This is a genomic window from Kitasatospora sp. NPDC023385 (assembly GCF_055664045.1).
In genome coordinates this window covers 49,511-63,450 of the sequence record NZ_JBVOOL010000024.1, presented here as the reverse complement: position 1 = coordinate 63,450, position 13,940 = coordinate 49,511, and the positions used below count along the sequence as shown (strand labels likewise).

The 13,940-nt window shown below is 74.9% G+C and carries 16 protein-coding genes and 1 riboswitch; of the genes, 12 read left to right on the top strand and 4 right to left on the bottom strand.

Annotation, left to right across the window (positions count from 1 at the left end; all coding sequences use genetic code 11):
* Positions 1 to 55: 55 nt before the first annotated feature.
* Positions 56 to 934: a M23 family metallopeptidase gene (locus tag AC0B61_RS29335; protein ID WP_471744263.1), complete on the bottom strand. Its 879-nt coding sequence runs from the start codon at positions 932 to 934 to the stop codon at positions 56 to 58.
* A 12-nt stretch (positions 935 to 946) separates the two neighbouring features.
* Positions 947 to 1,105, bottom strand: a riboswitch (cyclic di-AMP (ydaO/yuaA leader).
* 195 nt (positions 1,106 to 1,300) lie between these two features.
* Between AC0B61_RS29335 and AC0B61_RS29330 the strand changes: the two genes are divergently transcribed.
* The 8 genes from AC0B61_RS29330 to AC0B61_RS29295 all read left to right on the top strand — a co-directional run bounded on the left by AC0B61_RS29330 (position 1,301) and on the right by AC0B61_RS29295 (position 7,535).
* Positions 1,301 to 1,591, top strand: coding sequence for a YiaA/YiaB family inner membrane protein (locus tag AC0B61_RS29330; RefSeq protein WP_471744261.1), 291 nt, complete (start codon positions 1,301 to 1,303; stop codon positions 1,589 to 1,591).
* Positions 1,592 to 1,974: 383 nt separating this feature from the next.
* The gene (locus AC0B61_RS29325) at positions 1,975 to 3,240 is read left to right on the top strand and encodes an ATP-binding protein (protein WP_471744307.1); all 1,266 of its coding nucleotides are present in this window, start codon (positions 1,975 to 1,977) and stop codon (positions 3,238 to 3,240) included.
* Positions 3,224 to 3,637, top strand: coding sequence for a roadblock/LC7 domain-containing protein (locus tag AC0B61_RS29320; protein WP_471744260.1), 414 nt, complete (start codon positions 3,224 to 3,226; stop codon positions 3,635 to 3,637). The genes AC0B61_RS29325 and AC0B61_RS29320 overlap by 17 nt, the downstream gene beginning before the upstream one ends.
* Complete coding sequence (locus AC0B61_RS29315; protein WP_471744258.1) at positions 3,634 to 3,981, top strand: DUF742 domain-containing protein; 348 nt, start codon at positions 3,634 to 3,636, stop codon at positions 3,979 to 3,981. The genes AC0B61_RS29320 and AC0B61_RS29315 overlap by 4 nt, the downstream gene beginning before the upstream one ends.
* Before the next feature lie 67 nt (positions 3,982 to 4,048).
* Positions 4,049 to 4,618, top strand: a complete 570-nt coding sequence (locus AC0B61_RS29310; protein WP_471744306.1) for a GTP-binding protein — start codon at positions 4,049 to 4,051, stop codon at positions 4,616 to 4,618.
* Entirely contained in the window at positions 4,615 to 6,150 is a 1,536-nt protein-coding gene (locus tag AC0B61_RS29305) for a cytochrome P450 (RefSeq protein ID WP_471744256.1), read from the top strand. Before AC0B61_RS29310 ends, AC0B61_RS29305 begins: the two co-directional genes overlap by 4 nt.
* Positions 6,114 to 7,247 carry a cytochrome P450 family protein gene (locus AC0B61_RS29300; RefSeq protein WP_471744254.1) on the top strand — a complete coding sequence of 378 codons (1,134 nt, stop codon included), beginning with the start codon at positions 6,114 to 6,116 and terminating at the stop codon, positions 7,245 to 7,247. The genes AC0B61_RS29305 and AC0B61_RS29300 overlap by 37 nt, the downstream gene beginning before the upstream one ends.
* Positions 7,248 to 7,277: 30 nt before the next feature.
* Positions 7,278 to 7,535 (top strand): hypothetical protein, encoded by a 258-nt coding sequence (locus tag AC0B61_RS29295; protein WP_471744253.1) that lies wholly within the window; start codon positions 7,278 to 7,280, stop codon positions 7,533 to 7,535.
* A 112-nt stretch (positions 7,536 to 7,647) separates the two neighbouring features.
* On the opposite strand, the gene AC0B61_RS29290 is transcribed toward AC0B61_RS29295, so the two are convergent.
* Positions 7,648 to 8,457, bottom strand: a complete 810-nt coding sequence (locus AC0B61_RS29290) for an isocitrate lyase/PEP mutase family protein (protein ID WP_471744252.1) — start codon at positions 8,455 to 8,457, stop codon at positions 7,648 to 7,650.
* Between the two features lie 11 nt (positions 8,458 to 8,468).
* Positions 8,469 to 8,984: a carboxymuconolactone decarboxylase family protein gene (locus tag AC0B61_RS29285; RefSeq protein ID WP_471744250.1), complete on the bottom strand. Its 516-nt coding sequence runs from the start codon at positions 8,982 to 8,984 to the stop codon at positions 8,469 to 8,471.
* Positions 8,985 to 9,111: 127 nt separating this feature from the next.
* Here AC0B61_RS29285 and AC0B61_RS29280 point away from each other — a divergent pair, with 127 nt between their 5' ends.
* From AC0B61_RS29280 to AC0B61_RS29270, 3 genes are all read left to right on the top strand, one after another.
* Positions 9,112 to 9,894 carry an NRDE family protein gene (locus AC0B61_RS29280; protein ID WP_471744248.1) on the top strand — a complete coding sequence of 261 codons (783 nt, stop codon included), beginning with the start codon at positions 9,112 to 9,114 and terminating at the stop codon, positions 9,892 to 9,894.
* 205 nt (positions 9,895 to 10,099) lie between these two features.
* Positions 10,100 to 10,288: a hypothetical protein gene (locus AC0B61_RS29275; protein ID WP_471744246.1), complete on the top strand. Its 189-nt coding sequence runs from the start codon at positions 10,100 to 10,102 to the stop codon at positions 10,286 to 10,288.
* A 99-nt stretch (positions 10,289 to 10,387) separates the two neighbouring features.
* The gene (locus tag AC0B61_RS29270; protein WP_471744244.1) at positions 10,388 to 11,305 is read left to right on the top strand and encodes an undecaprenyl-diphosphate phosphatase; all 918 of its coding nucleotides are present in this window, start codon (positions 10,388 to 10,390) and stop codon (positions 11,303 to 11,305) included.
* 8 nt (positions 11,306 to 11,313) lie between these two features.
* Here AC0B61_RS29270 and sigJ read toward each other — a convergent pair whose 3' ends face one another.
* Positions 11,314 to 12,180, bottom strand: a complete 867-nt coding sequence (gene sigJ / locus AC0B61_RS29265; RefSeq protein ID WP_471744305.1) for an RNA polymerase sigma factor SigJ — start codon at positions 12,178 to 12,180, stop codon at positions 11,314 to 11,316.
* 273 nt (positions 12,181 to 12,453) lie between these two features.
* Here sigJ and pdxR point away from each other — a divergent pair, with 273 nt between their 5' ends.
* Positions 12,454 to 13,917: a MocR-like pyridoxine biosynthesis transcription factor PdxR gene (gene pdxR / locus AC0B61_RS29260; RefSeq protein ID WP_471744242.1), complete on the top strand. Its 1,464-nt coding sequence runs from the start codon at positions 12,454 to 12,456 to the stop codon at positions 13,915 to 13,917.
* The last annotated feature ends 23 nt before the right edge of the window (positions 13,918 to 13,940 follow it).

The window sequence follows — 13,940 nt, the reverse complement described above, 5'->3', positions numbered from 1 at the left end:
CGCCCCCGGAGACCGCCGGGCGGCCGGGCGGGGGCGCCGTGCTGCGCGCCGGGTGTCAGGGGGTGAGGCCGCGCTGCTCGAGCCAGGTCTCCGGGTCGACCGGGGCGCCGCCGCCGGGGCGGACTTCCAGGTGCAGGTGCGGGCCGGTGACGTTGCCGGTCGCGCCGACCTTGCCGATCTGCTGGCCGGAGGTGACCTGGCCGGAGCCCTTGATGATCGAGGAGAGGTGGCAGTACCAGATCTCGGTGCCGTCGGGCAGCGTCTCGACGATCCGGTAGCCGTACGAGCCGGACCAGCCGGCCGAGGTGATGGTGCCCTGGCCGAGCGCGTGGACGGGGGTGCCGGTGTCGGCGGCGAAGTCGAGGCCGGTGTGCAGGTTGGCCCAGTACCGGGCGCTCTGGCCGTAGTGCGCGGAGAGCCGGTAGTCCTTCACCGGGAGGGTGAGGGCGGCGGCCTTGGCCCGCTCGGCCTCGTCGGCGGCCCGCTTGGCCTCGGCCTCCTTGGCGGCGGCCTTGGCCTCGGCCTCCTGCGCGGCCTGCACGCGGGCGCCTTCCTCGGCGGCGGTGCGCTGGCTGTCGGCCTGCTGCTGGATGCGGGCGGCGAGCGCGAGGCCGGGGTCGGCGGAGAGGGCGACCGGGGTCTCGTCCGGGGCCTCGACGGCGGGGGCGGCGGCCGGGGTGGCGGAGGCGAAGCCGGTGGCGCCCAGGGTGGCCGCGACGGCGGTGACGCCGAGCAGCGGGGAGGCTCCGCGGGTCTGACGCGGCATCCGGTGCCGGTTGGTGTCGGCTTCCGGGACGAAGCCTTCCGGGCCGGAACCCTCCGGGTCGAAGCCTTCCGGGCCGACGGCCTCGGGGCCGTCCGGGCCGGGGTGGTCGAGGAGCCGGGTACCGGTTGCGGGGCCGGCCGGGTGTGCCGGGGTGTGCGTCGACGCCACGGAGGCGCGCTCCTTTCCTTCCTTCGCGCCTACCGGGTTAGCTGACGGGTTCGGAGCAGGAAGGTCTCCTACGGCCGGGCCGGAGCCCCGCCGATTCACCCCAGGGAACGTGGTTCCCCGGCTCCCTGACCTGCCCGGAGGCCGGCCGGTGGGATTAGGCGACGGCGCACGGTGCCGTCTGGGTACGGCGTTGAAGACCGCGCTGCGTTATCAAACGTTAATCCTAGGAGGCTCTGATTCCAAGCCATCCGTCGGGGACGGCCGGGGAGCGAGTGATCGGACGTCAACGAACGACCCTTCATCCGAGCACTCATCTGAGTACTCCTACTCATGTGCGGCCCGACGGGGTGGCCGCATCCTGACGTCATGAGCGCACCGATGCAGAACGGCACGACGGCCGCCTACCACGTCCAGGCCGTCCTTTCCTTCGCCCTGTCGGGCACCGCCCTCGCCGCCGGGATCGCCTACCTGCCGGTCGGCGGCTGGACCCGGGCCTTCCTCGGGATCGGCCTCCTCTACACCGTCACCTCGGCGTTCACGCTGGCGAAGGTGATCCGGGACCGGCACGAATCGAACGACATCGTCAGCCGGGTGGACCAGGCCCGGCTGGAGAAGCTGCTCGCCGAGCACGACCCGTTCAAGGTGGAGGGGGTCTGAGCCCGCCGCCCCCGACCGGCTCGTCACCACCCTCACCACCGCGCTCCGCGCCTGGCCCGCGGAGGAAGCCGGCCCGCGGACCCGAGGGGGAGCCCGGGCGGGGGACGGTGTGGTGCTGCCACTCCTGCACCGGACGCCGCCCTTCGGCGACACCCTGCACACACGCCCCACACATCCTGGGAAGCGAATCAGCCATCGGGCGTGGCCCGGACGCTGCACGACGGCCCGGCCGGAGCCAGACCGAGGCAGCGTCAGGCCCGGCGATCGGGGTCGAACGAGGCCGGATAGAGACCGGATTGACTCGATATTGACGAGATCCGGTCACTTGGCGAGATCCGTTCACACCTTCGTAGGATCATCACCCTAGAATTCGCGGCGTGACGATGACTCAGTGGTCCGTAACGGCAACCGGCATACTCGCCGTCCTCGCCCTCGTGGCCGCCGCGCGGTACCGCGCCGTGTCCGTCACCCAGCGCGGCCGGGCCGACGCCCTCCAGCGCTCGCTGCACATCGCCGGTGAACACCTCCTCCTCGAACGCAGCCGCCGCGGCGCCGAACTGGCGGCCGTCCAGCAGGAGCAGGAACTCACCGCCTCCACCCAGCGCGCCTTCCTCAGCGTCGCCCGCCGGATCCTGGTGATGGCCCACGACCAGCAGGCACTGCTGGACGAGATGGAACGCACCCACGACGACCCGGGGCTGCTGGAGGGCCTGCTCAAGGCCGACCACGCCGCCGCCCAACAGGCCCGACTGGCACAGACCCTGGCCGTGCTGTGCGGCGCGCGGGCCGGACGGCACTGGCCGGAACCGGTCGCCCTGGAGGACGTCGTCCGCGGCGCCCAGTCGCGCATCCTGCCCTTCCAGCGCGTGGTCGTCCGCAGTCGGATCGAGACCGCGGTGGTCGGCGCCGCGGCCGAAGCACTGATCCACGCGATCGCCGAACTGCTGGACAACGCCACCCGCTACTCCCCGCCCAGCACCCAGGTGTTCGTCACCCTGATGCCGGTGCACAACGGCGCCGTCATCGAGATCGACGACGGCGGCGTCGGCATGCCCGAGCAGGCCGTCGCCAAGGCCGCCGCCGCGCTCGCCGGCGGCAGCACCCTGGAGGTCTCCCGACTCGGCGAGGTACCGCAGTTGGGCCTGGCCGCGGTCGGCCGGCTGGCCGAGCAGTACGGCTTCCGGGTCACCCTCAGCTCCGCCCCCTCACCGTACGGCGGCGTGCGCGTGGTCGTCCTGCTGCCGAACGCCCTGCTCACCGAGCCGCTGCCGCCCACCGTCCCCGGCCTCGGGCCGGACGACCGGGCGTTCACCTACGATCCCCGACCGGCCTCCCCCGCCGGTCACCCCCTGGTGGAGACCCCGCCGCCCGGACGCACCCCCGTCACCGGCGACACCCCGCCGCCGCTGCCCCGCCGGAGCCACCGGCGCGACCGCGGTGGTCGGCGCGCCCAGCACGCCGCTCCCCCGGCGCCGCCCGCCCCGCCGTACCGCTCGGCCCGCGACGCACAGGCGTTCATGGCGATGTTCCAGGCCGGGACCGCCAGCGGCCGGTCGGCCGCCCGGGCCCAGGCCCCGTTCGACCCTTCCCTGCCCGCTTCCCCCCGACTTCCCCAGCGCTCCGGAGACCTCCATGACCACCACCCCTGACCTCGGCTGGCTGCTCGCCGACATCATCGCCGTCCCGCAGGTCCAGCACGCCGTCGTCGTCTCCAACGACGGCCTGGAGATCGGGCGCAGCGCGGGCATCGCGCGCGATGACGCCGAACGGCTCGCCGCCGCCTGCTCCGGACTGCAGTCGCTGGCCCGCGGCGTCGCGACGGGCTTCGGCGGCCCGGGCAGCGCCACCCGCCAGATCGTCATCGAGTACGGCGGCGGCTACCTCTTCATCGTCGCCGCCGGGGCCGGCGCGCACCTGGCCGTGGTGACCAGCGAGGCGGTCGACGCCGGCCTGGTCGCGTACCAGATGCAGGTCCTGGTCGAGCGGATCGGCAGCCACCTCACCAGCCCGCCGCGCGTCGACCACGCGGCGGGGGGCCACCGGTGAGCGGGCCGGTCCGCCCGTACGTCATCACCGGGGGACGCAGCCGCTCCACCCGGGCCGAGCTGGCCCTGGAGAGCCTGGTCAGCGCGTTACCCGACCCGCCGGAACCGCCCGCGCACGTGCTGCTGAACCGGGAGCACCGGCGCATCCTCGCGCTCTGCCACAGCCTGCTGTCCGTCGCCGAGGTGGCGGCCCACCTGGGGCTGCCGCTCGGCGTCGTCAAGGTGCTGGTCGGGGACCTGTGGGACCTCGGCGCCGTGCAGGTGCTCCCGCCCGTTCCGCAGGCCGAACGCCTGCCCGCAACCCTTCTGGAAGAGGTGCTCGTTGGCCTCCGCCAACTCCGCTGAAGCCGCCCACGCCACCCACGCCGCCGGCGCCACCGACGCCACCGGGTCCGGCGACGGGCCGCAGTACCTGCCGCCGTCGGTGCAGGGCGCGGTCAAGATCCTGGTCACCGGGCCGTTCGGGGTCGGGAAGACCACGCTGGTCGGCTCGCTCAGCGAGATCACGCCCCTGCGCACCGAGGAGACGATGACCGCCGCCAGCGCCGGCATCGACGACCTCACCGGCCGCGACACCAAGACCACCACCACGGTCGCGCTGGACTTCGGCCGGATCACGCTCAACCCGCGGCTCGCGCTGTACCTGTTCGGCACGCCCGGACAGCAGCGGTTCTGGCCGCTCTGGGACGACCTGTCGCGCGGCGCGCTCGGCGCGATCGCCATGGTCGACCTGCGCCGCCCGGACGAGAGCTTCGACGTCCTCGGCCGGCTGGAGGAGCAGCGCATCCCGTTCGCGGTGGCGGTCAACACCTTCCCGGACACGCCGAGTTACCCGGAGGAGGAGCTGCGCGCGGCGCTGGACCTGCTCCCGGACGTGCCGATCCTCTTCTGCGACGCACGCGACCGGCGGCAGTCCTACGACCTGCTGATCGACTTCGTCGACCACCTGCACCGCAACTCGATCCTGGAACTGCAGGGATGAGCGCCACCAACCCGGGCGCCACCGATCCCGCCGCCCACCAGGCCGGGCCCGCCGCCCACCAGGCCGTCGCCGGCTGCCCGGTCGCGCACGGCGCCCCGCACGGCGGCCCCGGCGGCCCCGTACGCGGCGGCGGTCTGCCCGTCGGCGTCCCGCTGACCCCGCTGTACGGCCCGTCCGTCGCCGAGGACCCGCACGGCCTGTACGCCCGGCTGCGCGAGCGCTACGGCCCGGTCGCGCCGATCGAGTTGGAGCCCGGTGTCGAGGCGTGGCTCGTCCTCGGCTACCCCGAGCTGCTCGAACTCACCCGCAACGAGGCGCTGTTCTCCAAGGACTCGCGCCGCTGGCGGGTGCCCGCCGAGGGCCGGCTGTCGGCCGGATCCCGGCTGCTGACGATGACCTCGTGGCGGCCCACCCTGCTCAACCTGGACGGCGCCGAGCACCAGCGGCTGCGCTCCGCCGTCTCCGACACCCTCGCCCAGATCGACCACCGCCAGCTGCGCGAGACCACCGAGGCCGCCGCCAACGGCCTGATCGACAGCTGGGGGCCGGACGGCACCGCCGACCTGATCGCCCAGTACGCCCGGGCGCTGCCGCTGCTGGTCTTCACCCAGCTGGTCGGCCTGCCGGCCGGGGCCGGGCCCCGACTGGTCGAGCTGATCAGCCACTTCGTGGACAGCAGCGCGCAGTCCCAGCGCGCCGGCGCCGAGTTCCAGTCGCTCCTGGTCGACCTGGTCCGGCGCCGCCGGGCCGAGCCCAGCGCCGACCTCACCTCCTGGCTGCTCGCCCACCCGGCCGGGCTGACCGACGAGGAGGCCGCGCACCACCTGGTGGTGCTGCTGGTCGCGGGCAACGAGACCTCGATCAACTGGACCGGCAACACCCTGCGGCTGCTGCTCACCGACCGGCGCTTCCGGGCCACCCTCACGGGCGGCCGGCTGACCGTCTCCGACGCGCTGGAGGAGGTGCTGTGGCGCGACCCGCCGACGCAGAACTTCCCCGGCCGCTGGGCCACCGGCGACACCGTGCTCGGCGGCCAGTACATCAGCGCCGGCGACATGCTCGTGCTCGGCCTGGCCGCGGCCAACGCCGACCCGGCCGCCCAGGGCGCCTCCGCCGCCGCGCAGGGCTCGCTCGGCGGCAACCGGGCGCACCTCGCGTGGGGCGCCGGCCGGCACGTCTGCCCGGCCCAGCACCCGGCTCGGATCATCGTCGAGACCGCCGTCGAGACCCTGCTGCACCGCCTGCCCGACCTCCAACTCGCCGTCCCGCCGGGTGAACTGGCCTGGCGCGCGTCCCCGTGGTCGCGGGCCCTGACCGCCCTGCCGGTGCTGTACAGCGCCTTCACCCCGCCCCGCCCGCCAGCCCCCGAAAGGCCCGCATGGACACCGCCGTCGACACCCCCGGAGCCCGCCCCGAACCGGTCAGACTCGACCCCTTCGGACGGGACCAGCACGGAGAGAACGCCCGGCTCCGAGCGGCCGGTCCCGCGGTCCTGGTGGAACTCCCTGGCGGGGTGGTGGTCTGGGCGATAACCCACCACGACGCCCTCCAGTCGCTGCTGGCCGACCCCCGCGTCGGCAAGGACGCCCGGCTGTGGACGACCTTCCGCGAAGGCCGGCTGCCGGAGGGCTGGCCGCTGCTCAACTTCGTCACCGTGCCCGGCATGGTCACCGCCGACGGCGAGGACCACCGGCGGCTGCGCGGACTGGTCTCCCAGGCCTTCACCCCGCGCCGGATAGCCGGCCTGGCCCCCGCGATCGAGGCCCGGACGATCGCCCTGCTGGACCAGGTCGCCGAGCTGGACGGCGAGTTCGACCTGCGGCGGCACTTCGCCTACCCGCTGCCGATGCAGGTGATCGGCGAACTGCTCGGCCTCGCGCTGGAGCAGCAGGACGAACTGCACGGGCTGTCCGACACCCTGGTCTCCAGTTCGGCCACCCCGCAGGCGGCCATGGCCGCGCAGCGGGACCTGAACGCGCTGCTGGCCTCCGTGGTCGCGGCCAAGCGGGCCGAGCCCGGCGACGACCTGACCACCGACCTGATCGCCGCCCGCGAGGCCGGCCACCGCGCCGACCAGCAGCGGCTCAGCGAGGCCGAGTTGGTGGGCACGCTGCTGCTGATGCTGGTCGCCGGGCACGAGACCACGCTCAACCTGATCAGCAACGCGGTGCGCGCCCTGCTCGCCCACCCGGACCAGCTGCGGCTCGTACTGGACGGCACCGTGCCGTGGTCGGCGGTGGTCGAGGAGACGCTGCGCTACGACTCGCCGGTCGGCCAGTTCCCGCTGCGCTACGCGGCGGAGGACATCGAGGTCGGCGACGTGGTGATCCGGCGCGGCGAGGCGCTGCTGGCCTCGTACGCGGCAGCCGGGCGCGACAGCGGGCACCACCGCGACGCCGACCGCTTCGACCTCGCCCGGCAGCCCGCCCGCCACCTGTCGCTCGGCCACGGCCCGCACTTCTGCCTGGGCTCCGGGCTGGCCCGGCTGGAGGCCGAGACGGCACTGCGGCACCTGTTCACCCGCTTCCCCGGGCTGGCCCTGGCGCCGGGGCGGACGAACGAGCCGATCACGTCGTTCGTCAGTAACAGCGTGCGAACCCTGTGGGTGACGGTCGGCGCCGCCCGGTGACCTGACGGCGGCCGGGTCGTTCGGCAGGGCATGAAGAAACTCGCCACCCTGGCCGCCCTCACCATGGCGGGCCTGGCCCTCGCCGCCCCGGCCGCCTCCGCCACCACCCAGACCGCCTCCTCGCCGGACGCCACCGGCGGCCTGACCGACGGCCTCACCCTCTCCCCCGCCGACCTCGCCCTGCAGACCGCGGGCAAGCTCCCCGTGGTCGGGCACACCGCGAACGAGGTGGAGGCCGTCGGGACCAACCAGATGAGCCACCCGGGGCTCAGCGGACAGATCGGCTGACGGGTCGGCGGCCCGCCGAGGCGCCGAACCGCCGACCCGCCGAACCCCCAATCTGTCCCGGGCGACCGGCCGACCCCCGTACGGTCGGCCGCCCGAGTCCTGTTCCCGCAGCTCAGCCCGTGAAGAGGCCGTTGAGCTCCGGGTACGTCAACCCGCCGTCGAGGGCGGTGTACGTGCCGCTCCCGTACACCTCCTCGGCGGCCCGGCGGACCGCCGCGTACGCCGCCTTGGCCAGGCCCGGACCGAGGCTGATCCGGCCTACGCCGAGCTTCGCCAGTTCGGCGACCGACGGGGAACCGGGGCCGGCGAGCACGTTCAGCGGCACGGGGACGGCCGCGACCAGGGCCGCGATGGTCTCCGGGTCGGCCACGCCGGGGACGAACACACCGTCGGCGCCCGCCTCGACGTACGCCCGCAGGCGGCGGACCGCCTCGTCCAGCCGCTCCTCCGGGGCGCCCAGCCCGAGCAGGAACACATCGGTGCGCCCGTTGACGAAGAGCGGCACGCCGGCCTCGTCCGCCGCCGCCCGGGCTGCCGCGATCCGCTCGGCGGCCTCCGCCACCGGGCGGCCCTCGTCCTCCAGGTTCACCCCGACGGCGCCGGTGGCGAGCAGCGCGGTGACCGTCTCGCCGACCCCGGCGGCGGTGTCCGCGTAGCCGGCCTCCAGGTCCGCGGTGACCGGCAGGTCGACCGACCGGACCACCTCGGCGGTCCGCGCCAGCACCTGCTCGCGGTCGGCGCCGCCGCCGTCCGCACTGCCGAGCGACCAGCAGACGCTCGCGCTGGCCGTGGCCACCGCCCGCGCCCCGGCCGCGGCCACCAGCCGGGCGGAGGCCGCGTCCCACACGTTGGCCAGCACCACCGGATCGCCCGGGCGATGCAGCTCCCGGAGCAGCCGGGCCTTCTCCTGCCGCGTCGTCACGTCTGCGGGCCTCACCTCGCGGCCGGGCTCATGCGGGTGCTCACGGCGATCCGGTTCCAGGCGTTGATGGTGGCGATCAGCCCGACCAGGTGGGCCAGCTCCGCCTCCTCGAACTGCCCGGCGGCCTCCGCCCACACGGCGTCCGGCACGTGGCCCTGGGTCAGCAGGGTGACCGACTCGGTGAGGGCCAGGGCGGCGCGCTCACGGGCGGTGAACCAGGGCGCCTCGCGCCAGGCCGGGAGCGAGAGCAGCCGGTGCTCCCGCTCGCCGTGCTTGACGGCGTCGGTCGAGTGCATGTCGATGCAGAAGGCGCAGCCGTTGATCATCGAGGCGCGCAGCTTGACCAGCTCGACGATCACCGGGTCGAGGCCCGTCCGGGAGGCCTGGTCCACGGCCACCATCGCCTGGTAGTAGGCGGGGGCGTGCTTCGGCATCGAGAGGCGCAGGTCCGGGCCGGGCACGTGGTCGTGGGCGCCGTTCGCCGTCTCGGCCCCGTTCGCCGTCGCGGTCTCATTCGTCGTCGTCATGGCTGCCAGCCTAGACACGCGGTGGCCCGCCGCTCTGGTGCATTCGGCGCCGGGTTCCTTGGGCCACTTCCGGCACACGAACGGCCGTGCGAGGATCGCTGGCAGGACGACGACAGGGGGCAGGGTCGTGTGCACGGCGTTCGTCAGCATCGAACCGGGAGCGGCGGTACCGGTGCTGCTGCTGTCCGTCCGGGACGAGTACCTCGGGCGCGCCTGGCTGCCGCCGGACCACCACTGGCCGGACCGGCCGGAACTGGTCGGCGGGCTGGACCTCGCCGCCGGCGGCACCTGGCTGGCCGTCGACCCCGCCCGGCGGACCGCCGCCTGCCTACTGAACGGCTTCGGCCCGCTCGCCCCCGCCCACACCCGGCGAACCCGCGGCCGGCTGCCGCTCACCGCCGTCACCGAGGGCGGCATCGGCCACCTCGATCCCACCCCGTACGACCCCTTCCACCTCGTCCTGGCCCGGCCGGACGGCGCCACCGTGACCAGCTGGGGCGGCGGACGGCTGGAGGAACGCGAACTGCCCGCCGGGCTCAGCGTGGTGCTCAACGACGGACTGGAGGGCCAGGCCGCCAACCGCACCGCCTCCGCGCGGATCGGCGCGCTGATGGCCGCCCGCGCCGACCACTTCCGGGACCGCTTCGCCGCCGCACCCCGGCCCGAGCCGACCGGCGACGGGCCCACCGCGCAGGCCTGGGGTGCCTGGCTGCCGATCGTCACCGGCGACGGGCTCGCGCTGGACCAGGACGCCGCGCTGGTGCAGCGGCGGGACTTCGGCGACGGGCGGATCTGGGGCTCCTCGTCGATCTCGCTGCTCGCCCTCGGGCCGGACGGGCTGCGGTACGACTTCGCGGCCGCGCCGGTGGCGGCGGGCGAGTCCGGCTGGCAGCGGGTGGCGGTCGGCTGACCGGCGCGGGCCCGCCCCCAGCGGGCCGGGCACACCCGGCCGGGGGGATCCGACGGCGAGGACCGGCGGTGCAGGGCCCGACGGCGAAGGACCCGGCGGCGAAAAGGACTTGAACCTGACGCTGCGGGAGGCGGCATCGTGGCGGGCGTCGAACCGGAGGCCGACCCCAGGCAGCCGGCCCGGAAGCCGAACCCAGGGAGCCGCGATGCACCGCCTGCCCGCCGTCCTGACCGTCGCTCTGCCGCTGGTGGGCACCCCGCTCGCGGTGACCGCCGTCGTGCTCCTCGGCGACGCGGCGCACCGGGCCGTCCCGTCCATCGCCGTACTGGCCGCCGTGGCAACGGCGTTGGTCGCACACCTCGGCCCCCATGTCGCCCAGGCGTACGGTCGGTGAACTTCGGGCCGCGGGGCTGCCGGACGTCTACATGCCCGTAGTAGCTTCGCGGCGGCCCCCGGAATGGGCCGGCCGCCGACCCCCGAGCGAAGGTGCGCGATGTCCACCCTGACTTACCCGGAAGCGATAGGCGTCGGCCTGCTGCAGGGTGTGACGGAACTCTTCCCGGTCTCCAGCCTCGGCCACAGCATCCTGCTGCCCGCCCTGATCGGCGGCCGGATCCGGCACGACCTCGACATGACCGCCGAGGGCTCCTCCTACCTCGCCGCCCTGGTCGCCCTGCACCTCGCCACCGCGCTCGCGCTGGTGGTCTACTTCCGCAAGGACTGGGTCCGCGTCATCGGCGGCCTCCTCGGCTCGATCCGCCACCGCCGCGTCGAGACCCGCAACGAGAAACTCGCCTGGCTGCTCATCCTCTCCACCATCCCGGTCGGGGTCGCCGGACTCGTCCTGGAGAAGGCACTGCGCAACGCGCTCGGCAAGCCCCTCCCCGCCGCGGTCTTCCTCGCCCTCAACGGGCTCGTCCTGCTCGGCGCCGAGCGGCTCAAGCGCGGCGGCAACGGCCGCCGCCGGGCCGGGCACGCCGCCCCCGTCGACGAGCCGGGCACGGACCCGGCGGTCGCCTCCGACCACCGGCTGACCAGGCTCGGCTACGGGCGGGGCGCCTGGATCGGCGCCGCGCAGATCCTCGCGCTGTTCCCGGGCGTCAGCCGCTCCGGCGTCACCATGAGCGCCGGCATCCTGCGCGGGCTGCACCACGAGGACGCCGCCCGGTTCTCCTTCCTGCTGGCCACGCCCGTCATCCTGGCCGCCTCGGTGCTGAAGGTCCCCGAGCTGTTCAAGCCGGAGAACTCCGCCGTGCTCGGCCCGGTCGTCGCGGGCAGCGTCGCCGCCTTCGCCGCCGGGTACGTCTCGGTGCGGTTCCTCACCAGGTACTTCGAGACCCGCAGCCTGACGCCGTTCGCGGTCTACTGCTTCCTCGCCGGCGTCGGCAGCGCGGTCTACCTGTCGATCTGAGCGCCTGCTCAGGCCGTGAGGCCCAGAGCGGCCAGGCGGGCCGGGTCGGTGAGGACGTCCATGGCGGTGATGCGGCCGTCGTGGATGGTGAACGACATGACCGACAGCGGGCGGCCCCCGGCGAAGGACACCACGCCGGGCGAGCCGTTGACCAGCACCAGGCGGCCGTCGGCGGCGAAGCGGGCGAAGGCGACCGCCTGCGCGGCGACGTCGGCCGCGCCCCGGCGTAGCACGCTCGGCACCAGCGTGCCACCGTCGGAACGGGCCACCACCTCCGGGTCGAGCACGGTCAGCAGCGCGTCGAAGTCGCCGCCCCGGGAGGCGGCGAGGAAGGCCTCCACCACCTCGCGCTTACGGGCGTTGTCGGTGTCCGCGGCCGGGGTCGCGCCCTGGACCCTGCGGCGGGCACGGCTGGCCAGCTGCCGGGTGGCGGCCGGGGTGCGGCCGAGCACCTCGGCGATCCCGTCGAACGGCACCTCGAACAGGTCGTGCAGGACGAAGGCCACCCGCTCCGCCGGGGAGAGCGTGTCCAGGACCACCATCAGCGCGATCCCGACCGAGTCGGCGACCAGGACCTCGTGCACCGGGTCCAGCGTCACCAGCCCGCTCACCACCGGGTCCGGCAGGCGTGGCGGCCCCTCCTGCTCGGGCAGCGGATCCTCCCGGCGGGAGGTGCGGGAGCGCAGCTGGTCCAGGCAGACCCGGCCGACGACGGTGGTGAGCCAGGCCCCCAGGTTGCGCACCTCGCCCACGTCGCTGCGGCTCAGCTTCAGCCAGGCCTCCTGGACGGCGTCCTCGGCCTCGGTGATCGACCCGAGCATCCGGTAGGCCACCGCGCGCAGTTGGGGCCGTTCCGCCTCGAAGCGCTCGGCCAGCTCGGCCTGACCGGCCTGACCGGCCGGCTCGGCCTGACCGGCCCTGGTCCGCTCGGCCGGCTCGGCCGGCTCGGCCGGCTCAGCCGGTGGGATTTGCTCGCTCACCCTGTCACATCCTCTCGTCGGGATCCGTCGGTCCAGTGACGGACGCTAACGAAGAGGGGATCACCGTGGCCACCGCCCGCATGAGGACCCCGCCACGGTCCTGCCGGTCGCGAGAAGGGCACCACCTGGTGCCCCCCGGATGTCCGTGCCCCGCGCGAGAATGGCCGGGTGACCAGCTCCTGGACCTCCTTCGGCGGCGACCTGCACCTGGACCTCACCGAGCGGCGCGCCGCCGGAAGCGGGCTGCGGGCCGCCCTGGAGGACGCCCTGCGCGAAGCCGTCCAGGACGGGCGGCTCGCCCCCGGCACCCGGCTGCCCTCCTCCCGGGCCCTCGGCGAGGACCTCGGGATCGCCCGGAACACCGTGGTCGAGGCGTACGGCCAGCTCACCGCGGAAGGCTGGCTCGACTCCCGGCAGGGCTCCGGCACCACCGTCGCCCGGCGGGCCGTGCCGGAGCCGCCCGCCCCGAACAGGCGGGCCGGCGCCCGGCCGGTGCCCCAACGGCGGACCGTCGCCCGGCACGACCTGACGTCCGGTCGGCCCGACATCTCGCTCTTCCCCCGCACCGCCTGGCTCGCCGCCGCCCGCCGGGCCCTCGCCACCGCACCGCACGAAGCCCTCGACTACGGCAGCCCGCTCGGCCGGATCGAACTGCGGCAGGCGCTCACCCACTACCTGGCCCGCGTCCGGGGCGTCCGCACCGACCCCGACCACCTGCTGATCTGCACCGGCGTCACCCAGGGCCTCGGCCTGCTCTGCGCCGCCCTGCGGGAACGCGGCGCCCGCGCACTGGCCGTCGAGGAGTACGGGCTGCCGCCGCAGCACGCCGTCGTCCGGGCCGCCGGGCTCGCCACCGTCCCGCTGCCGCTCGACGACGACGGCGCCCGGGTCGACCTGCTCGACGCCCGCCCCGGCGCCGCCCTCCTCACCCCCGCCCACCAGTACCCCACCGGCGCACCGCTGTCCGCCGAACGCCGGGCGGAGACCGTACGGTGGGCGCGCGAACAGGACCGGTACGTCATCGAGGACGACTACGACGGCGAGTTCCGCTACGACCGGCAGCCCCTCGGTGCGATGCAGGCCCTCGACCCGGAACGGGTGGTGTACGCCGGAACGGCCGCCAAGAGCCTCGCACCGGGCCTGCGGCTGGCCTGGCTCGCCCTGCCGGACCCCCTCGTCGAACCGGTGGCCCGGCTGAAGGCGCTGGCCGACACGATGTCCCCGGTGCTGGACCAGCTGACGCTCGCCGAACTGATCACCTCCGGCACGTACGACCGCCACGTGCGGCGCTGCCGGCTGCACTACCGGCGCCGACGCGACCGGCTGGTCGCCGCACTCGCCGAACACGCCCCGCACGTCCGGGTCACCGGCATCGCGGCCGGCCTGCACGCCGTCCTCCGGCTGCCGCCGGGCTCCACCCCGGAGGCCGAACTCCTCGCCCGGGCCCAGGACGCCGGTCTGTCCCTCAACGGCCTCGCCAGGCACCGCGCCGTTCCGTCCGCGGACGCGGACACGGACGCCAACACGGACGCCGACGCCTCGCCCGCCCTCGTCATCGGCTACGGCACCCCACCCGACCACGCCTTCCCCGACGCCGTGCAGGCCCTCTGCGACCTGCTCCGCACCGCGTGAGGGCAGGCGCCGGGGGAAGTGCC